We start from the raw sequence: 17,609 nt of genomic DNA on the forward strand, positions 1-17,609 counted from the left end.
ACCGTTCCATGCAGCCCTCCCGCTGGTCGCGAGATCCGAGCAGCGCCATGTCGTCCTCGTCGAGCGTCTGCCGGCCGGCGGCCATGCCCCGGTCAGGCGCCGACGTAGGCCGCGAGGTGCTCGCCGGTGAGGGTGGAGCGGGCGGTGACGAGGTCGGCGGGCGTGCCCTCGAAGACGATCCGGCCGCCGTCGTGACCGGCGCCGGGGCCGAGGTCGATGATCCAGTCGGCGTGCGCCATGACCGCCTGGTGGTGCTCGACGACGATGACCGACTTGCCGGAGTCGACGAGCCGGTCGAGCAGGCCGAGGAGCTGCTCGACGTCGGCGAGGTGCAGGCCGGTGGTCGGCTCGTCGAGGACGTAGACACCGCCCTTGTCGGCCATGTGGGTGGCCAGCTTCAGCCGCTGCCGCTCGCCGCCGGACAGCGTGGTGAGCGGCTGGCCGAGGCTGAGGTAGCCGAGCCCGACGTCGGCGAGCCGTTCGAGGATGCGGTGCGCGGCCGGTGTGCGCGCCTCGCCGTCGCCGAAGAACTCCTCGGCCTCGGCCACCGACATCGCCAGCACCTCGCTGATGTCGCGGCCGCCGAGGTGGTACTCCAGCACCGACGCCTGGTACCGCTTCCCCTCGCACTCCTCGCAGGGAGTGGCGACACCGGCCATCATCGCCAGGTCGGTGTAGACGACGCCGACGCCGTTGCACGTGGGGCAGGCACCCTCGGAGTTGGCGCTGAACAGGGCCGGCTTCACGCCGTTGGCCTTCGCGAACGCCTTGCGGATCGGGTCGAGCAGTCCGGTGTACGTCGCCGGGTTGCTCCGTCGCGAGCCCTTGATCGGGCTCTGGTCGACCGACACCACACCCTCACCGGCGGGGACCGACCCGTGCACGAGCGAACTCTTGCCGGAGCCGGCGACGCCGGTGATGACGGCGAGCACCCCGAGCGGGATGTCCACGTCGACGCCCTGCAGGTTGTTCGCCGTCGCGCCGCGGATCTCCAGCGCGCCGGTCGGCTTGCGTACCGTCTCCTTGACGGCGGCCCGGTCGTCGAGATGGCGGCCGGTAACGGTGTCACCGGCCCGCAGCTTCTCGACGGTGCCCTCGAAGCAGACGGCGCCGCCCGCCGTACCGGCGCCGGGACCGAGGTCGACGACGTGGTCGGCGATCGCGATCATCTCCGGCTTGTGCTCGACGACGAGCACCGTGTTGCCCTTGTCCCGCAGCCGCAGCAGCAGGTCGTTCATCCGCTGGATGTCATGGGGGTGCAGGCCCGCGGTGGGCTCGTCGAAGACGTATGTGACATCGGTGAGCGAGGAACCGAGGTGGCGGATCATCTTGACGCGCTGCGCCTCGCCGCCCGACAGCGTGCCCGCCGGCCGGTCGAGCGCGAGGTAGCCGAGGCCGATCTCCACGAACGAGTCGAGGGTCTCCTGCAGCGCGGTGAGCAGCGGCGCCACCGAGGGCTCCTCCAGGCCGCGGATCCATTCGGCGAGGTCGCGGATCTCCATCGCGCAGGCGTCGGCGATGTTGATCCGCTCGATCTTCGACGACCGGGCCCCCTCGCTCAGCCGCGTCCCGTCGCACTCGGGGCAGGTGGTGAAGGTGACCGCCCGCTCCACGAACGCCCGGATGTGCGGCTGCAGCGACTCCTTGTCCTTCGACAGGAACGACTTCTGGATCTTGGGGATCAGCCCCTCGTAGGTGAGGTTCACGCCCTCGACCTTCACCTTGGTCGGTTCCCGGTACAGGAAGTCCTGCATCTCCTTCTTGGTGTATTTGCGGATCGGCTTGTCCGGGTCGAGGAGGCCCGACTCGGCGTAGACCCGGACCGTCCAGAAGCTGTCGGACTTCCAGCCGGGGATGGTGAACGCGCCCTCGGCGAGCGACTTGGAGTCGTCGTAGAGCTGGGTGAGGTCGATGTCGGAGACCGTGCCCCGGCCTTCGCAGCGCGTGCACATGCCGCCGGTGCGGGAGAAGGTCGCCTTCACCGCCTTCCTGGCGCCGCGCTCGACGGTGATCGCGCCGCTCGCCCGGACCGAGGCGGTGTTGAAGGAGTACGCGCTGGGCGGGCCGATGTGCGGCTTCCCGAGCCGGCTGAAGAGGATGCGCAGCATCGCGTTGGCGTCGGTGGCGGTGCCGACCGTGGAGCGGGGGTCGCCGCCCATCCGCTGCTGGTCGACGGCGATGGCGGTCGTCAGCCCTTCGAGTACGTCGACCTCGGGACGCGCCAGCGTCGGCATGAAGCCCTGCACGAAGGCGCTGTACGTCTCGTTGATCAGCCGCTGCGACTCGGCGGCGATCGTGTTGAACACCAGCGAGCTCTTGCCCGAGCCGGAGACGCCGGTGAACACCGTGAGGCGGCGCTTCGGGATCTCGATACTGACGTCCTTGAGGTTGTTCTCGCGCGCGCCGTGCACGCGGATCAGGTCGTGGCTGTCGGCAGTGTGCGGCGCGGACGACTGCGTGTCCGTCCTCGGGGCCATGCTCATCGTGTCTCCATCTGTCGGGCGGGGCCGCTTTCGCGGTCCCCGTCGGCATCGCTCGGCTCGATCTGCTTGGCTTCGAGCCGCACGCCTGGTTCTCCTTCGCTCCGGCCGCTCCGCCCGCTTCGGCCCGTGAAGCTTCTGGGCCCCGGCCACGCGGCGTGCCCGGCCGAAGGAAGCGTCGACCGGCCGGCGGCCGTCGTGCAACGGCTCGCGGCCGGGCGTCCCGGTCGCCCCTCGCGCCAGGCCAGCCGCGGCGCGGGGAGAAGCGGAACCAGTGGTACGGGGTGGGCGGCGCACGGGTCGAAGCCGGTGCGCGGGGCGCACCGGTCGCTCCGCTCCTGCGGCAGCGCGTCGACCTCGTGGGCCTCGGCCGTCCCGCGATCATGGACACGCCGCGGGTGTGGGCCCGGCCCCGGTCGAGGATAGCGGCAGGGCGGCGCTACGGCTTCGGTCATGGCTGAGGACGGTAACCCCGGCCCCCCGTCGCGCGTGGGCGTATTCCGGCCGGCAGGTCTTTTACCGGCCACCATTCGACGGTGACCAGGCGTGACGACCGCCGAACCGGGGGCGTCCGGTACCTCGGATCGGCCGAGACTCCCGAGTCCCCGAACCCGCACCACGTCGGCCAGTCGGAAACCGGGTGCGGACTGTCGGCGCGGTGGTGTGTGATCGAGGGCATGGCGATTGTGTTGCGCAAGCCGGGGGTCGACGGGCTGAGCGAGGCCGTGGGCGTGCTGCGGGGGTGGCAGTACGACGGGGCGCCGATGCAACTGCATCCGGGGGACCTGGGCTGGTTCTGCCGGTTGAGTGCCGAAGCGACCGCTGCGGCGGTCAGGACGTGGAGCCGGGACGGACAGATTCTCGCCGTCGGGCTGCTGGACGGCCCCCGGTTGTTGCGGCTGACGATCGCGCCGGACGCTCAGCGGGAGGAGGCGCTGGCGCAGCAGTTGGTCGATGACGTGACCGAGCCGGAGCGCGGCGTGCTGCCCGAGGGGAAGGCGGACATCGAGGCGCCGATGGGTGCACTGGTCCAAGATCTGCTGTTCGAGGACGGCTGGAACGCCGACGAGCCGTGGACGCCGCTGTGCCGCGACCTCACGGAGCCGGTGAACGACCCAGGCGTACGGATCGAGGTGGTCGGGCCGGAGCAGGCGCACGTGTTTGCCGCCGTACATCGGGCAGCGTTCGACGGGTCGAGGTTCACGGATGAGCGCTGGCACGCGATGGCGGCCGGATTGCCGTACGCCGACGCCCGGTGTCTGGTCGCGTACGACGACCAGGGCAACGCGGTGGCGGCGGTGACGGTGTGGTCGGCCGGTCCGGGTAGGCCCGGGTTGCTCGAACCGATGGGCGTGCACCGGGAACATCGCCGTCACGGCTACGGCGAGGCGATCACTGTCGCCGCGGCGGCCGCACTCCAGGAGCTGGGCTCGTCGAGCGCGATCGTCTGCGCCCCGAGTTCCAATGTCGGCGCCGTCGCCACCTACAAGTCAGCCGGCTTCCAGCAGCGCCCCGAGGTCCGGGACCGACACCGGGACGCCTAGTCGCAGAGCAGGTTCGCTGAGACGCGGGCCCGGATCGGATCGGCTTTGGTGAGATGGGAGTGGGCCGCTCAAGACGGGACACGAGGACGGCAGTGTCCTGTCCCGGATAACTGTGGGCATGGTGGGTGAAGCTTCCCCTTGATGTTGGACACCCGGAGACTGGGACGTGAGGTTCCAGAGGAAGTAGTGCCAGGTGGGAAGCAAGAGCAACCGCAGTAGGCGGTACGCGGAGGAGTTCAAGCGCGACGTGGTCGCGCTGGTTCGGTCCTTCGGCAAGACCGTCACCGAGGTGGCCCGGGAGATCGGGGTCGGCGCCGAGGGACTGCGGAACCGGGTCAAGCAGGACACGATCAACCGCGGGCAGGGGGCTCCGGGTTACTTGGACACAGGTCGTTGTCCATGACCCGTGTTTACGCGCGGATCGCCGACCGGACTTTCGCCGATGAGTACTTCGCGGTCTCGGAGAAGGTCGAGGCCCTCTATGACGCCCCGCGCCAGCTGCCGGCCGAGGCTGAGGGCTCGGAGATGGCCAAGCTCCGCAGGGAGATGCATCGCCGGATGCTCGGAAACGGCTACTGCGCTCGCCCCGTCGAGATGGACTGCCACTTCGAGTCGGTCTGCGAATCCTGCACGTTCTTCGTCACCACGATCGAGTTCCGCCCCACTCTCCAACGCCGGCGCGACGGCGCGGCAGCCAAGGGGCAGGTGGCACGGGAACAGATCTTTGACGGACTTCTCAGTCGACTTGATGAGGATGCCTCCTGATCCCCTATCCGAATGGGTCTGCGTCAAGGGGCAGAAGCTGGACCAGACCCACCGAAGTGTTGTCGTTCGGGGAAGCGTGGACGACGCGGACTGTCCAGCGACCTGCTCGTATCGGGAGGGGGGCCTGCTCCGGCAGTCCTCCGCCGTTTGGGTACTCGACGTCCAATTCAGCTCCGGCGGTGACAGAGTCCATGAGCACCGCCGGGCCATCCGTCTCCCAGGCACCGCACTTCTCCCAGGGGGTGGTGGGGTCGGTGAGTACAGCCTTGGCTGCGGCGATCAGGTCGGCCTCGGAGTCGGCGCCGAGCCAGCGGACGAAGGCTTGCTGTTCCTGCAGGTAGCAGGTGGTTGCGGGTTGGTCTGCCAGGACAAGTCCCTTCGCGCCCTCCCCGTCGATAGCAATCACGCCCGCCAGTTCGTCCACCTCGCAAGCGCGGTCGTAGTCGTCCGAGACATCCCCGTCGCCAATGACCATCCCCGACTCCGTGCAGCCACGCCATTTATCCAATACGGAAACTGGTACGGCGATCAGGGGGCCGCCCATCGACTCGACCCAGGTGAGGGAAGATTCGGCTGAACCGACTGTGGTTGAGGAGGACGCCTTCATCGCGCCAGTATCACCCGGCGCTGCCAATGCTTTCCTCCGGCTGCGGAGCAGTCTTAGTGACATCTTGCCGCGGACCGGCCCACCCTCGATGACATCGGAGCGGAGCGAGTGAGGCTGGGCACCTGGCCCCCCACCACGACCGGTGACTTGACATCGAGACCCGCATATTAGAGGCGTGCCGCGCGGACGCATCCGCTACGACAACCTGCGAGCAGCGGTCGAGCGGGTACTGGGGTTCTCCCGCGCCAGGGTGGAATCCGACCGGTGGACGGCGTTCCGCTCGCATTGGGGCATCGACGCGTTCTACTGCCGGCCCGGCATCGAAGGGGCGCATGAGAAAGGCGGCGTCGAGGGGCAGATCGGGTACTTCCACCGCAACCACTTCGTGCCGGTGCCCAAGGTCGCCACGCTGGCGGAGCTGAACGAGAGCTCGACCGTCGCGGCGCGGAACTGCTGTTCCAGGTCCTGACCGAACGCGAGGAACAGCGTCGCCATCGCCTCCAACGAGTCCTTCAGCGGCTGGACGAAGACCTTCACCGACCCCCCGGCTCTGCGCGGCCATCGTGGCCCCGCGACTTTCAACGGCGTCATCATCCAGACCGGCACCGAGTCCTGCCGCCTGGCCCACACCAAGGCCCAGGCCGAACGCGCCGAAGCAAGTTGACCGGCCGCCACACGAGAGGCCCCCGATAACCAGCCCGATCCAGAGCCGGAGTGACCCTCAAGGGTGACCGAAGGTCATCGCCTCGGCGACGCCCAAGGCGCCCTTGACGGGACACGCCAGCTCGCATCATGCCCACACGGGCGTCCCCACAGCACCACCTACTGCCGGGATGGCGCTTGTTGAAAACCGGCATCACCGGCTCAGGGATGGCCGCAGTTGCTTGATGGATCTCCCACCGACGTCACCCTCTGGAGTCCGTTTCCCGAGACTCGCCATGGAACTTTCTCGCTAGGAAAACATGTGCCATGCTGGCAACCTCATCGTTATCTGGCCAGGAAGGTCGTGCGGTTCCGTGTCTCTTGGTGCTCATGGCAGCGGCTCACAGCATGCGGTGGTGTCCGCAGCACAGGCGACGGACGCCCTGGCTCACGTGGAGTCGGTTCGGGGGGAAGTGCGAGGGCGACGCGCTCCCGGATGGTTCCCGGCAGTGGCGGCCCTGCTCGTCGGTCTGGATGTGGCGGCGCTTGCCACCTCACAGGAGGTTCCGCTGCTTTCTCTCCCGGCGGTAGTACTCACCTGGTGCATCGCGTGGCTGGTTCGCCGGATGAGCGTCCAGGCCAGAGGTGTGAAGGAGGCGTTCTCCGAACGCCTGCGCAACCTGCGGATCGTGGGGGAGGCCGTGGGAATCGTCGCGTTGAGCATCGCTGTCTGGGCGGGGTGCCAGCTCGGTGGCGGCGGGCGAGTCACGTGCATCGTGATCCCTGCCATTGTTGGCGCCGTGGCGGCCTGGGGCGTTTTCGTCCGTCGCAACCAGAACCTGACTCCGGGTGCCAAGGGCGGCCATGCCCGTTGAGGGGGGCCTGTCTGAAGCGGGCTTCAACGAACTCATTCATCACCCCAGCCGGCTGGCCGTCATGGCTTTTCTCTCCGGCTGCATCGAGGCGGACTTCGCGCTCGTCCGCGACCGATGCGAATTGTCCGACTCGGCGCTGAGCAAGATTGCCAGGACACTGGAAGAGGCCGGCTACGTCGTTGTCCGCAAGGGCCGTGTCAGCCGCAGGGCCCGCACCTGGCTCTCCTTGACTGCCGACGGCGGCGATGCACTGGCCGCCCACCTCGACACGCTCCGTGCCATTGCCACGGCAGCCCGCTCCGCCGCGCATGACGCCGACACGGGCCACCACACCGCCTGACCCGGCGGCTCACCGCTCGAGTCTCTCCGCTGTTGAGCGGCGAGCCAGCGGGGCAACGAGCGGGGGCTGGCCACTTCTAAAGAGCGCCATCAGCCGCGAGTAACGTCACAACTCACTGACATTGATCACGCCCGCGAGCCCAGAACGACTCCCGAACTCACCGACAAACGACTCCCTCAAGAACACAGCCAGTTGGCCCGTCTGGCCAGGTAGGTGCTCAGCCGGAGCTTGCAGCGCAGACCGGGTCCGGCCCAGAGGCTAGCGGCCGACGGTGCTCCAATCGGCGGGGGCGGGCGGCACCGTACGGCCTGCGGCGTGCTCGCGGAGGCGCCGGGTCAGTTCCGGCAGGTCGTAGGCGGGGAAGCTCACCTGGAGGAGGCGCAGGCCGAAGTGCGATGGCTGGTCCTCCTGGAACATCGCCGTGTCCATCGGCTTGATCTTCACATCCCAGGCGTCCGGGGCGGCCCAGTGAGTCATCCGCACGTAGAAGGCGTCTCGCGGGCCGGCGTTCGCCGCGGCCGAGAGGAAGGCGAGGCCGCTGTCGACCGGGAAGTCGACGAGCATCCAGCCGCGGCGGGACTCCACCCAGTCCGCCATGTGCGGCAGCTTCTCCGGCCAGCCCGCGTTGCTCTCTGCCAGGTCCTGGCAGCAGGTGAACGTGTCGAGGCCGCACTTCCAGATCGCCTGAATCGTGGGTGCGAGCTGTTCGTCGACCTGGGCGTGGCGGCTACCCACCCGGACGAGAACGGTCGGATGCGTTCCTTCGTGAGACGTCATCGCAGGAGCATAGAAGCGGGGTACGGCATCGAGGCAGGCGGAGCCGCCAGGCCGCTTGGGCCGCTCCGCAGGGCAACTGCAGCGCACACCAGCCGTGCGCGTCGCCGCGAACTTGGCCGCCGACCGTGAGTCGATCCGGTTCAGCGGTCGGCAGTCCACCACCAGCCCCCTCCCGTCCTCGAACCGAGCGAAGTAGTCCGGAGCGTGCGAGATCCGCTTGCCCCGCTCGTCTTTCCAGAACAGCCACAGCGGCTGCGAACAGCAGCCCCGTCACCTCCGGGGTGAAGTCGAGCAGCATTGCGTGATCCCGCTCCAGCCAGGACTCGAACCCCACGTGCCCGCCGGTCGTCGCCGACCAATACAACCCCGGAAAATGCCGCTGCCCGCGATACGACGGAAACCCCCGCACCGGCAGCCCTGCCTCGAACTCCACCGAGACCACATCCGCCAACGGCCGCCGATGCTCACCCTCGTCATCCCGCCAACCGGCCTCGAACTGGTCCACGGCTGGCAACGCCTGCTGTGCTGTTCCTTGTTCCCCCATATGAACCACTGTGCAGAAGCGGCGGGACCGAGAAGAAAGAATGGGACCAAACCCCTCATCCGGTTGATCGAACACCGCTGGCATACGGCGAAAATGAGCAGGCGTTCAAGCTCAGCAGCCCATACGTTCGGCCGCATGGCTGACGAATGTTTCGGGCATCCACGGCTCGCCGCGATCTATGACCCACTCGACCCCGATCGCAGCGATCTCGACGCGTACATCCAGATGACGGAGGAGTTCGGGGCACGTCAGGTACTGGACATCGGCTGTGGGACAGGCGTGTTCGCGCTTCTGTTGGCTGAACGCGAGATCGAGGTCGTCGGCGTCGATCCCGCCCAGGCGTCCATCGACGTGGCCCGAGCCAAACCGGGCAGCGGGCGAGTGCGCTGGATCTGTGGCGATGCCGCCACACTCCCGCCGATGCGGGTGGACCTGGCAACCATGACTGCGAACGCCGCCCAGCAGATCCTCGATCCGCAGGCATGGCGGGAGACCCTGCGCGGCGCGTACCAAGCACTACAGCCTGGCGGCCGTCTGGTGTTCGAGACCCGTGATCCAGCCAGACGCGCTTGGGAAGAGTGGAATCGCGAGGCCTCATATCGTGCTTGAATTCGATCGGTGGTTGCGAACATCCAAGGGGAGATGGTTCGCATGCCTCGTGGAGGAGCCAATCGCATGCCGTCGTCGGCCAGACGGCGGTACTTCGAGCTGCGGCGCAAGGGCCTGAAGGGGGCAGCGGCCGCCCGCCAAGTGGGCGTATCGGTGAGCTGCGGGTCCAACTGGTTCATCGATGCTGGAAGCATGATCATTCCTGACCCTCCCATCTCGCCACGCTTCCTGACCCAGGACGACCGGATCGCCATCGCCGACGGTCTGCGCGCCGGGCGGAGCCCGGTCGTCATCGCCGCCGAGATCGGCAAGAGCGTTTCGACGGTCTACCGGGAGATTGGACGCGGCCGGAAGGAGAACGGGGAGTACGAACCCTGGTGGGCACACAACCAGGCGCTCCTGCGTCGCCAACGCCCCAAAGAAGAGAAACTCCGCGACCACGGACCCCTGCGCGCGGCAGTGCGCGAGAAGCTCGACGAGAAGTGGTCCCCGCAGCAGATTGCTCGACACCTCGCACGCGAGCACCCGAACAACCCTCGCATGCGGGCCTGTCCGGAGACGATCTACCGTGGCCTGTTCGCTGGCCTTCTGGGCAAGCGTGAGGGCCGACTGCGCACCGGACGCACCCGCCGCAAGCGGCAACGCCGTGGCGTCGTCTCACCCAACAAGATCAAGAACATGACGCTCGTCCATGACCGACCCGCCACGGTCAACGATCGTGAAACGCCCGGCGATTGGGAGGGAGACCTCATCATCGGACGCGCTCAGCGGTCCGCTATAGGCACCCTCGTCGACCGCACGACCCGCTTCGTTCGCCTGATCCACCTGCCGCACGGCTGGAAGGCCCAGCCGATGCGCGACGCCCTGGTCTCGCAGACCGCCGATCTGCCACGAGCGTTGCGGCGGACCCTGACCTGGGACCAGGGGCGCGAGCTCGTCCTCCATGAAGAGATAGAGGCCCTCTCCGGCTTCCGGATCTATTTCTGCGATCCTCATTCTCCCTGGCAGCGCGGCACCAACGAGAACATCAACGGGCTGCTGCGGCAGTACTTCCCCAAGGGCACCGACCTTACGGTCCACTCCCTGCGCAACCTGACGGCCGTGGCCCGTCAGCTCAACGAGCGCCCCCGAATGGTCCTGGGAGACCGTACTCCGTCCGAGGTCATGCAAGACTGGGGCATAGCATCACAGTTTCCGTGATTCGCAATCACCGCTAGAAACCGCCGTGTGACGGAGATCCCGGATGTCGGCTCCGTCGAAAGCTGGGTCCAGGTGATCGAGGTGAGCGAGCCGCTGGTGACGTTCCGCTGGACCTACGTGTTCGCTGCCGACGGGCAGGTACTCACGTCGGACTCCACCTTGCGCTTCCGTGAGCGGCAGGAAGTCGAGACGGAGCTGATCACGCAGGGCTATGAGGTGGAGGGCGTTCGCGACGCGCCCGACAGACCCGGCAAGGAGTTCGTCTTCGTCGCGCGACGGCTGTAGGCCAACCCACAGAAGCCTCGCCGGGCAGATTGATCGGGACTCGATCACTTCGCGGAGCAGATCCAGCGGGAAACTCTCACAAGCACTGGGAACGGACGTGTCCTGTCCCAGATAACTGTGGGCAGGGTGATGCTCTGACCTGCGCTGCCTACGGTTCAGTGGGACGGATCGGTGGTTGGTGTCCCGCTCAACCGTAGGCAGCGTGAGCGTTCATCCGCGGAGCCGGGCCAGCAGACGACGTGGAGTCGGTTGCGAGGTGCTGGCTGCCCTACCTCGGGGAGCCGGCTCGGGTCCCTTGGCCTGTTGGACGAGACGGTATTCGTCGACTTCGCGGATGAGTTCCTGAGAGCGGATCTGGGGCAACTCGAAGTGCATGCCGCTCGTTCCTACTGCTGGAGCTCCACGACGTCGGCGACCACGCAGCTGATGTTGTCGGGGCCGCCGGAGCCGTTGGCGAGGGCGATGAGTTCGCGGACGGCCCGCTCAGGCTCCCTGACATCGGAGAGCACCCGTCGGATTTCTTCGGTCGGCACGACGGTCGACAGGCCGTCGGAGCAGAGCAGGTATCGGTCTCCCTGCTGCGCGTCGTGAAGGCGCATGTCGGGGATGACATCGGCTCCTTGACCCAGGGCTCGTATCAACAGCGACCGCTGGGGATGAGAGGCGGCTTCCCCCGGGGTGAGGCGTCCTTCGTCGACCATCGACTGCACCAAGGTGTGGTCGTGCGTGATCTGGAACAGCTCTCCGTCGCGCAGGAGGTGGACGCGGGAGTCGCCGATGTGGACGAGGGCCAGTTGCGATCCGGTCCAGAGCATCGCAGTGAGTGTGGTGCCGGCCCCTTCGGATGACGAGCCGGATCCGGCGACGCCGTTGACGGCCTGCTTGGCCTGCTCGATGGCGTTTTCGAGGACGTTGAGGAGATTGCCCGCCGGGATGCTGTCCGTTTCGAGATGCTTGAGGGCGTCGACGGCGGCAGCGCTCGCGGGGGCTCCTCCGCTGCCGAAGCCGTCGGCGACGGCGAGCAGGCGTGACCCGGCGTAGGCGGTGTCCTGGTTGCTCTCGCGGACCAGGCCCGTGTCGGAAAGGGCGGCGTAACGGATTCCCAGGGGTTTGGTGATCGGAGACATAGCGGGGTCCTTCCAGGAAAGATGGTCGATGAGGAAGGAAGCGAGGTCCCGCCGCGCGGCGGTGTCGGCCTCGACCTGGGCCCAGAACGCGCGGATCTCCTGTGCCGCCGCGGCTGACTCCAGCGTGCAGACGTGCTGGATGCGGGCCAGGGGCATCCCTAGGCGCCTGAGCCAGGCGACCAGCCGGGCGTGGTCCAGTTGTTCCGGTGTGTAGAGGCGATAGCCGCTCACCGGGTCGACGCGAGCGGGGGTCAGCAGTCCGAGCTCGTCGTAAAGACGCAGCGCCTTCGGTGACAGGCGGGACGCCTTCGCGAACGTCCCGATGGTCAGCAACCCCATGTTCGCTCCTCCTCATGCCGAGCACATCGCCCGGCCCCACCGATGCTGTGGCTTCCCCCGGGGTGAAGGTCAAGCAGTGTTTTCGCTTCGGCCGCAGGACTGGTAGGCCCGCGTAGGGGTGCCTGGCTTTGTTGGGCGGACCTCAACTCTTGACGGCCTCCGCGATCTGCAGGGCGGCCTGGGCGGGCGTGAGGTGCGTGGTGTCGACGACCTCGGCCTCGCCGTGCAGCCATGTGCGTGCCGCCTCGGCGTAGGGCTCAAGGTATTGGAGACGGAAGGGGGAGTTGGGGCCAAGAACAGTGTCGCCCGCGATGCGCGCGCGGAGGGTGTCCTGGTCGGCATGGAGGACGAAGTGCCGGACTGGAATGGCATGCTCGGCAAGGCCCGAGCTGATCTCGCGCCAGTACTGCTCGACCAGGACGGTCATGGGCATCACCAGGGTGCCGCCGGTGTAGTCGAGTACGCGGCGGGCGGTCTCGACCACGAGCGGCCGCCACGGCGGCCAGTCCTGGAAGTTGCCCGTCCAGGGCAGCCCCGGCTTGATGTCCATGAGTGTCTCACCGACCTTCTCGGCGTCGAACACCCGTGAATCTGGGATCAGCTGCTGCACGAACGCACTGGTCGTCGTCTTGCCCGCGCCGTGAGTGCCGTTTAGCCATACGATCATGGGAGCCCACGCTAGCGCTGTGCGGGCCGCGGGAACGGGCGCAGCAGAAATCCGGAACGGCTTCGGCGCTTCTCGGGGTGGCGCCAACAACCAAGATCAAGGTCACCTGTCCTGTCGCACTGTGTCTGGCGTGTGGTGGGCTGCTGACCTGCGCGGTTGCCAGGTCGTTTGAGACCGCCGGTGACCAGCGTTCTCAAACGACCCGGCTATCGCGGAAGTCTCGTTCGCGACAGATGCAGGAGCACCACCAAAATCGCCAACAGCGTCTGCCGGAGATCGTTGTTCCCCATGGTGCTGCGATGTGGAAAGCCCCGAACCCGCCCTCGCAGCCTGGATCTGCACGTGGTGATGTGCTGTGCGATGTGCACTGTTACCTGTACGCGGTGCTGAGCTGCACTGTTATAAGGGGAGTCGAACCCCCGCGTTGCTCTTCACGCGCCAGGAGTGGGCTGGAAAACCGCCAGCCCTCGGTGTGTGCACGCCTCCGAAGCTGCTACCTGCTCCACATCGTCCCAGCTTGCTGGACTACTCAGTCCAGCAGATCGACCTCCCAGTTCGTACGCTGGATCCGCACATCGACCTCGCGGATCTCCCGGGCGAGCGCATCCGCCTGACCGCGTAGTTCTGCGACCGGAAGCGCGGAAAGCATCATCAGCTCGGACCGAAGCTGCCGGCCGTATCCCCGCTCGCCCTTACCCGCCGCCGCGTCCGCCGCCGCGGTGACCACAGAGTGACGCAACCGCAGGACATCCCGGCGTGCGAGGGCATCGGTGAGCGTGCCGTCCGGACCCATCTCCACGTTGGCATTGGTGCGGTTGATCCGCCGGATCAACGTTTCCAGAGCGTCCAGCACCTCACCGGCCTCAGCCAACAGCTGAGCTGCATCCTCGGCGGGTGTCTCCCCTTCCTGGTACCGCGCACTGCTGACGACACGCGCTCGCAGTTGTTCTACACGGCGCGTCGCCTCCGCACGTTCTGCCAGTGCCTCAGCAAGCTTCACTGTCTCCGCCTCCCCCTCCATGAGGTCGCACGAGTATACGAGTGCGAACCGGCTCATACGCACCTGGATTTTGATCCGCCGGAGCCCTGACCAGCCGCTGGGTGATAGCGGACAGCCGCTCAGAGCGCCACGAAGGAGAACCCGACAGCGCGAACGAGAACGAGTGGGAATCCGACAGTTCCCGCGCGACAGGACATCACCTATGTCGAACCCCATGCCGCCCGCGCGGCTGCCGGTGACAACAAGCCCTGGAAGGTGACACCTAACGCTGGAAGTCACAGAGGGCTGAGACGGAGCGAGCTAGTTGTCGTCAACCCGGCACCCTGACCAGGAGGTTTCTGGACCGCTGAGCACGACAACTGTCGTCAGATTCGCATCGTTCTTGGCATGTACCGCACTTATTGCAAGCAAGTTGTCGCCAACTCCGAAGATCACCGACTCCCGGGAAGGGGGTGCCGTTTGTCTGGGTACATGACTGATCTGCAAGGCATCGCCGCCCCGTACGCCGGGGATAGTGCGTCGTACAGCGCCGGGCCGGTGTGGTCCCACCGGTGTACGTGGGAGGACCTGCTCATACCGGTCTCGGTGGACGCCGGTCGGGCTGGCCTGGATGTGTCGGACGGCTGGGTGGACCGGTGGACGGCGACGTGGAAGTACGCCGGGGACGACGTGACGGGGCCGGTGCGGCATCTGGGGCAGGCGCCGGTGACGGGCCGTGCGCCGATGCGGGGGTTCACCTGGCGGCGCGACCAGCGGCACCGGCCCGGTCTGGAGCCGCTGCTGGCGACGGGGCGCCTTCACGGGTTTGAGAGCCTGGAGGAGGACCAGCTGCTGGTGGCCCTGGACTTTGCTGGTGATCTGGTCGAGGTGCTGTCGCAGCCGTTGTGCATCCGGTTCCGTACGCAGGAGAAGTGGCGCAAGCACACGCCGGACTTCTTCGCGGTCACGAAGGCGGGGGTCTGGCTGATCGACGTGCGGCCCAGGAAGCTCATCGAGCCGGAAGATTTTGAGAGCTTCGCTGCGGCTGCCGAGGTGGCGTTGATCTGTGGGTGGCACTACGTGGTGGCGGCCGAGTGGCGTCCTCATGTGAAGTCCACGCTCAGCGCGATGTATGCACGTCGCCGGCCGCTCCTTGACGTGCTCGGTGTCCAGCCTGGCCTGCTTGCCCATGCCCAAGCGGGACTGCCGTTCGGGGAGTTGGCCCTGACGGAGACGTACTGGCCGGTGGCCCGCGCTCACCTGCTGCACCTGTTGTGGCACCGCCGCCTCGGTGTCGATCTCTCTCAGCCGCTGACGGACAGCTCACGAGTGGTGCTGGCGGGAGGTGCTTCGTGAACGCGTTGGCCGCGCTGGACCTTTCACCCGGAGCCGGCATCGTGCTGGATGACGTGGAGTGGCGGGTCGAGCGGCAGGAACCGCATCTGGGCCGGGTGCAGCTGGTGCGGCCGGACGGTGGCAGGCAGCGGGTGACCTTCCGCTTCCTGGTCAACCATCCGAGGTGCCGTCCGTCGTCGCGCACGGCCGCGGAGGGGGGCAACCGAGGGCGTCAGCCGGCTACGTGAGTGACGTCAAACCGGAGAAACGCCCGCAGGTGGAACAGCGTTTCGAGCACCTCATGGAGGTGAAGTGCGGCTACCGCAGCGGCGATCCGATGCGGCCCGCGCCGGGTGAACCGCGACCCGAGTACGACCCGGACCGCACGACGCTGACCGCGCGCCGGGCGGCGAAGGCCGCTGAACTGGCGGCCCTGCGCCCCCAGGAGGCCAAGCTGCTGCTGGGCGTTGCTCACGTCGGGGTGCGCACGCTGGAGCGGTGGGAACGCCGGCGCAGGAAGTACGGGATGGTCGGCTGCGCCGATCACCGCTGGCTGCGGGAGAGCGGGGGCCATCCGAGCGTCGGTGAGGGGGTCCGTGAGGCGATCCTGGCGGTCAGGGAGGAGACGCGCCACCACCGCTCCAGGGTGAGTGGACGCACCCGGGAGAACGTGATCCACCGCTACCTCCGGGAGACTTTCCCGGAGGAGGAGATCGAGATCCCGAGTTACCACACACTGCTTCGGATCTGGAAGGAGTGGTTCGGGCCGGGCGGGGCCCGGCCGCGCTACGACCGGTCGGCCGAACTGCCCACCAAGAACGGGCATGTGGTGGTGACCCGGCCCGGACAGGTCGTCGCCCTGGACACCACGATTTTGCCGGTGATGGTCCGCGAGAACGTCTTCGGCGACCCGGTGACCGTTCACCTGACCCTGGCCTTGGATGTCTATACCCATTCGATCTGTGCATTCCGGCTCACGCTCGTGTCCGACTCCTCGGTGGACGTGGCGATGGTGTTGCGGGACGTCATGCTGCCGCTGCCGATGCGGTCGGAATGGGACGACGAGATGGAGTGGCCCTATCCGGGCCTGCCGGCCGCAGTGGTCGCGGAGTTCGCCGGGCACAAAGTGGCTGCCCTGCCGTTCTTCACCCCGGAGACGGTCACCTCCGACCACGGCTCCGTCTATCGCAACCACCATCTCGTGGATGTCCAGGAGGCGATGGGCTGCCGAATTCTGCCGGCCCGCGTCTTGCGCCCTACTGACAAGCAGGCGGTGGAACGTGTGTTCGGCAGTGCTCGTTCGCTGCTGTTCGAGAAGCTGGCCGGTTACACGGGGATCGACGTTGCCGATCGCGGCGCCGACCCGGAGGGCGACGCGGTGCTGACCTTGAGCGAGATGGAGCACTTGGTTGCGACCTGGGTCGTGAAGGTGTGGCAGAACCGCAGGCTGGGGGAGTTCGCACCCTGCTGGGACCCGGGCGGCGACCACAGCCCCAACAGCCTGTTCGCGGCCTCCTTCGCTCAGGAGGGCTTCGCGATGGACATTCCGTCGCCGGAGACGTACTACCGCTTCCTGCCCGAGCACCACGTGAAGCGCATCTACCGGCGGGGCGTGAAGATCAAGGGACTTTGGTACGACGCCGAGATCCTGCGCGACCCCGACCGGCACTCCACGCGGGGCGGCCGGTACAAGCAGCAGTGGGTCATCCACCGCGAACCCCGTGACCGGCGCGTGGTGTTCTTCCAAGATCCCGAATCGCACGAGTGGCACACCCTGCGCTGGACGGGCCTGCCGTCCGAAGACGACGTTCCCGCCTTCGGTGACGCCCGCGTGGAAGAGCTCCTGACACGGGTGCGCCAGGCCGGTCTGAAGCCGCGCTCTGATACCGATCTCCTCCCAGTCCTCCTGGAGATGATCGGAGCCGTCGATCCCGTTGAGGGCTGGCCGTCGCAGATGACCAAGTCCCAGCGGATCCAGCACGCTCGGGAGATCACACAGGCTCGGGCAGCGGCCGCTGATCGTCCGCAGGTTCCGAAGCAGCCGGGCGAGGAAGCACACGTGGCGGCCGTTGGTACGCCAGCCTCGCCCTCCAGAGGCGCATCGATTGCCAGCTGTCCGACAACGAGCCCGATGAGACCGCGAGTTGCGGGGAACTCGTTCCGGTTGCTCAGTACTTCATGGACCTGCGTGCCGTCACCGCGCTGATCTTCATCTCCTGGCCCCAGGCGCGTCCTCTGGCGATCACCGAGACCCTGGCGAGGGCGGTCGGCGGTGAAGCCAAACGCCGTCGGCTACGCGTCTGGGACCAGCGAAAACGGGTGAAACATGGGCCCATTGGTGACTTCTTCCATGAGCCTCCCTCGCGGCCGCTGGCCGTCGGGGCCGTTCTGGGGATCGCTGAACGCTTGTTGAGCGCCGCCGACGGTTCCGGGGACCGATCGGCTCTCACGGAGATCTATCAACGGTCGGCACAGATACACCCTGGCGTCAGCG

The 17,609-nt window shown here is 67.4% G+C and carries 15 protein-coding genes and 4 pseudogenes; 13 read left to right on the forward strand and 6 right to left on the reverse strand.

What is annotated here, in order from left to right; all coding sequences use genetic code 11:
• Nucleotides 1–92: 92 nt before the first annotated feature.
• Nucleotides 93–2,483, reverse strand: coding sequence for an ATP-binding cassette domain-containing protein (locus OG306_RS20795; protein WP_371665547.1), 2,391 nt, complete (start codon nt 2,481–2,483; stop codon nt 93–95).
• Nucleotides 2,484–3,157: 674 nt separating this feature from the next.
• Between OG306_RS20795 and OG306_RS20800 the strand changes: the two genes are divergently transcribed.
• From OG306_RS20800 to OG306_RS20810, 3 genes are all read left to right on the forward strand, one after another.
• The gene (locus tag OG306_RS20800; RefSeq protein ID WP_371665548.1) at nt 3,158–4,024 is read left to right on the forward strand and encodes a GNAT family N-acetyltransferase; all 867 of its coding nucleotides are present in this window, start codon (nt 3,158–3,160) and stop codon (nt 4,022–4,024) included.
• A 193-nt stretch (nt 4,025–4,217) separates the two neighbouring features.
• Nucleotides 4,218–4,427 carry a transposase gene (locus OG306_RS20805; RefSeq protein WP_266747584.1) on the forward strand — a complete coding sequence of 70 codons (210 nt, stop codon included), beginning with the start codon at nt 4,218–4,220 and terminating at the stop codon, nt 4,425–4,427.
• Complete coding sequence (locus OG306_RS20810) at nt 4,424–4,789, forward strand: hypothetical protein (protein WP_266747585.1); 366 nt, start codon at nt 4,424–4,426, stop codon at nt 4,787–4,789. The genes OG306_RS20805 and OG306_RS20810 overlap by 4 nt, the downstream gene beginning before the upstream one ends.
• A 4-nt stretch (nt 4,790–4,793) precedes the next feature.
• Here OG306_RS20810 and OG306_RS20815 read toward each other — a convergent pair whose 3' ends face one another.
• Complete coding sequence (locus OG306_RS20815; protein WP_371665549.1) at nt 4,794–5,396, reverse strand: Imm21 family immunity protein; 603 nt, start codon at nt 5,394–5,396, stop codon at nt 4,794–4,796.
• Nucleotides 5,397–5,562: 166 nt separating this feature from the next.
• Here OG306_RS20815 and OG306_RS20820 point away from each other — a divergent pair.
• The 4 genes and pseudogenes from OG306_RS20820 to OG306_RS20835 all read left to right on the forward strand — a co-directional run.
• Nucleotides 5,563–5,823, forward strand: a pseudogene (locus OG306_RS20820) (IS21 family transposase); the annotation flags it as partial.
• Nucleotides 5,823–6,060 (forward strand): annotated as a pseudogene (locus OG306_RS20825) (ATP-binding protein); the annotation flags it as partial. The pseudogenes OG306_RS20820 and OG306_RS20825, both read left to right, overlap by 1 nt.
• Nucleotides 6,061–6,547: 487 nt before the next feature.
• Nucleotides 6,548–6,913, forward strand: a complete 366-nt coding sequence (locus OG306_RS20830; RefSeq protein ID WP_266747587.1) for a hypothetical protein — start codon at nt 6,548–6,550, stop codon at nt 6,911–6,913.
• Nucleotides 6,903–7,253 carry a transcriptional regulator gene (locus tag OG306_RS20835; protein WP_266747588.1) on the forward strand — a complete coding sequence of 117 codons (351 nt, stop codon included), beginning with the start codon at nt 6,903–6,905 and terminating at the stop codon, nt 7,251–7,253. The genes OG306_RS20830 and OG306_RS20835 overlap by 11 nt, the downstream gene beginning before the upstream one ends.
• Before the next feature lie 258 nt (nt 7,254–7,511).
• Here the strand turns inward: OG306_RS20835 and OG306_RS20840 are convergent, their stop codons facing one another.
• Nucleotides 7,512–8,030: a hypothetical protein gene (locus OG306_RS20840; RefSeq protein ID WP_266752746.1), complete on the reverse strand. Its 519-nt coding sequence runs from the start codon at nt 8,028–8,030 to the stop codon at nt 7,512–7,514.
• A 679-nt stretch (nt 8,031–8,709) separates the two neighbouring features.
• Here OG306_RS20840 and OG306_RS20845 point away from each other — a divergent pair.
• The 3 genes and pseudogenes from OG306_RS20845 to OG306_RS20855 form a co-directional block, all read left to right on the forward strand.
• Nucleotides 8,710–9,177: pseudogene (locus tag OG306_RS20845) on the forward strand (class I SAM-dependent methyltransferase); the annotation flags it as partial.
• A gap of 48 nt (nt 9,178–9,225) precedes the next feature.
• Complete coding sequence (locus OG306_RS20850) at nt 9,226–10,383, forward strand: IS30 family transposase (RefSeq protein WP_432762221.1); 1,158 nt, start codon at nt 9,226–9,228, stop codon at nt 10,381–10,383.
• A gap of 18 nt (nt 10,384–10,401) precedes the next feature.
• Nucleotides 10,402–10,668 (forward strand): annotated as a pseudogene (locus OG306_RS20855) (SAM-dependent methyltransferase); the annotation flags it as partial.
• Between the two features lie 386 nt (nt 10,669–11,054).
• On the opposite strand, the gene OG306_RS20860 reads toward OG306_RS20855, so the two are convergent.
• From OG306_RS20860 to OG306_RS20870, 3 genes are all read right to left on the reverse strand, one after another.
• The gene (locus OG306_RS20860) at nt 11,055–12,134 is read right to left on the reverse strand and encodes a MerR family transcriptional regulator (RefSeq protein ID WP_266747590.1); all 1,080 of its coding nucleotides are present in this window, start codon (nt 12,132–12,134) and stop codon (nt 11,055–11,057) included.
• 142 nt (nt 12,135–12,276) lie between these two features.
• On the reverse strand, nt 12,277–12,801 hold the full coding sequence (locus tag OG306_RS20865; protein ID WP_266747591.1) for an ATP-binding protein: 525 nt from the start codon (nt 12,799–12,801) through the stop codon (nt 12,277–12,279).
• 529 nt (nt 12,802–13,330) lie between these two features.
• Entirely contained in the window at nt 13,331–13,801 is a 471-nt protein-coding gene (locus OG306_RS20870) for a DIP1984 family protein (protein ID WP_266752338.1), read from the reverse strand.
• Nucleotides 13,802–14,272: 471 nt separating this feature from the next.
• On the opposite strand from OG306_RS20870, the gene OG306_RS20875 reads away from it, so the two are divergent.
• The 3 genes from OG306_RS20875 to OG306_RS20885 are packed head-to-tail and all read left to right on the forward strand — an operon-like array spanning nt 14,273 to nt 17,321.
• Nucleotides 14,273–15,136 carry a TnsA-like heteromeric transposase endonuclease subunit gene (locus tag OG306_RS20875; RefSeq protein ID WP_327258952.1) on the forward strand — a complete coding sequence of 288 codons (864 nt, stop codon included), beginning with the start codon at nt 14,273–14,275 and terminating at the stop codon, nt 15,134–15,136.
• On the forward strand, nt 15,133–15,363 hold the full coding sequence (locus OG306_RS20880; protein WP_266747593.1) for a hypothetical protein: 231 nt from the start codon (nt 15,133–15,135) through the stop codon (nt 15,361–15,363). The genes OG306_RS20875 and OG306_RS20880 overlap by 4 nt, the downstream gene beginning before the upstream one ends.
• Nucleotides 15,360–17,321 carry a transposase gene (locus OG306_RS20885; protein ID WP_371665550.1) on the forward strand — a complete coding sequence of 654 codons (1,962 nt, stop codon included), beginning with the start codon at nt 15,360–15,362 and terminating at the stop codon, nt 17,319–17,321. The genes OG306_RS20880 and OG306_RS20885 overlap by 4 nt, the downstream gene beginning before the upstream one ends.
• The last annotated feature ends 288 nt before the right edge of the window (nt 17,322–17,609 follow it).

The organism is Streptomyces sp. NBC_01241 (assembly GCF_041435435.1).
Classification (GTDB): Bacteria; Actinomycetota; Actinomycetes; order Streptomycetales; family Streptomycetaceae; genus Streptomyces.

Excerpts from the sequence above, each read along its gene's own strand:
- OG306_RS20810 (WP_266747585.1), top strand. The coding sequence starts at position 4,424 with ATGACCCGTGTTTACGCGCGGATCGCCGACCGGACTTTCGCCGATGAG.
- OG306_RS20860 (WP_266747590.1), bottom strand. The coding sequence starts at position 12,134 with ATGGGGTTGCTGACCATCGGGACGTTCGCGAAGGCGTCCCGCCTGTCA.
- OG306_RS20835 (WP_266747588.1), top strand. The coding sequence starts at position 6,903 with ATGCCCGTTGAGGGGGGCCTGTCTGAAGCGGGCTTCAACGAACTCATT.
- OG306_RS20865 (WP_266747591.1), bottom strand. The coding sequence starts at position 12,801 with ATGATCGTATGGCTAAACGGCACTCACGGCGCGGGCAAGACGACGACC.
- OG306_RS20850 (WP_432762221.1), top strand. The coding sequence starts at position 9,226 with ATGCCTCGTGGAGGAGCCAATCGCATGCCGTCGTCGGCCAGACGGCGG.
- OG306_RS20795 (WP_371665547.1), bottom strand. The coding sequence starts at position 2,483 with ATGAGCATGGCCCCGAGGACGGACACGCAGTCGTCCGCGCCGCACACT.
- OG306_RS20875 (WP_327258952.1), top strand. The coding sequence starts at position 14,273 with ATGACTGATCTGCAAGGCATCGCCGCCCCGTACGCCGGGGATAGTGCG.
- OG306_RS20800 (WP_371665548.1), top strand. The coding sequence starts at position 3,158 with ATGGCGATTGTGTTGCGCAAGCCGGGGGTCGACGGGCTGAGCGAGGCC.
- OG306_RS20815 (WP_371665549.1), bottom strand. The coding sequence starts at position 5,396 with ATGAAGGCGTCCTCCTCAACCACAGTCGGTTCAGCCGAATCTTCCCTC.
- OG306_RS20840 (WP_266752746.1), bottom strand. The coding sequence starts at position 8,030 with ATGACGTCTCACGAAGGAACGCATCCGACCGTTCTCGTCCGGGTGGGT.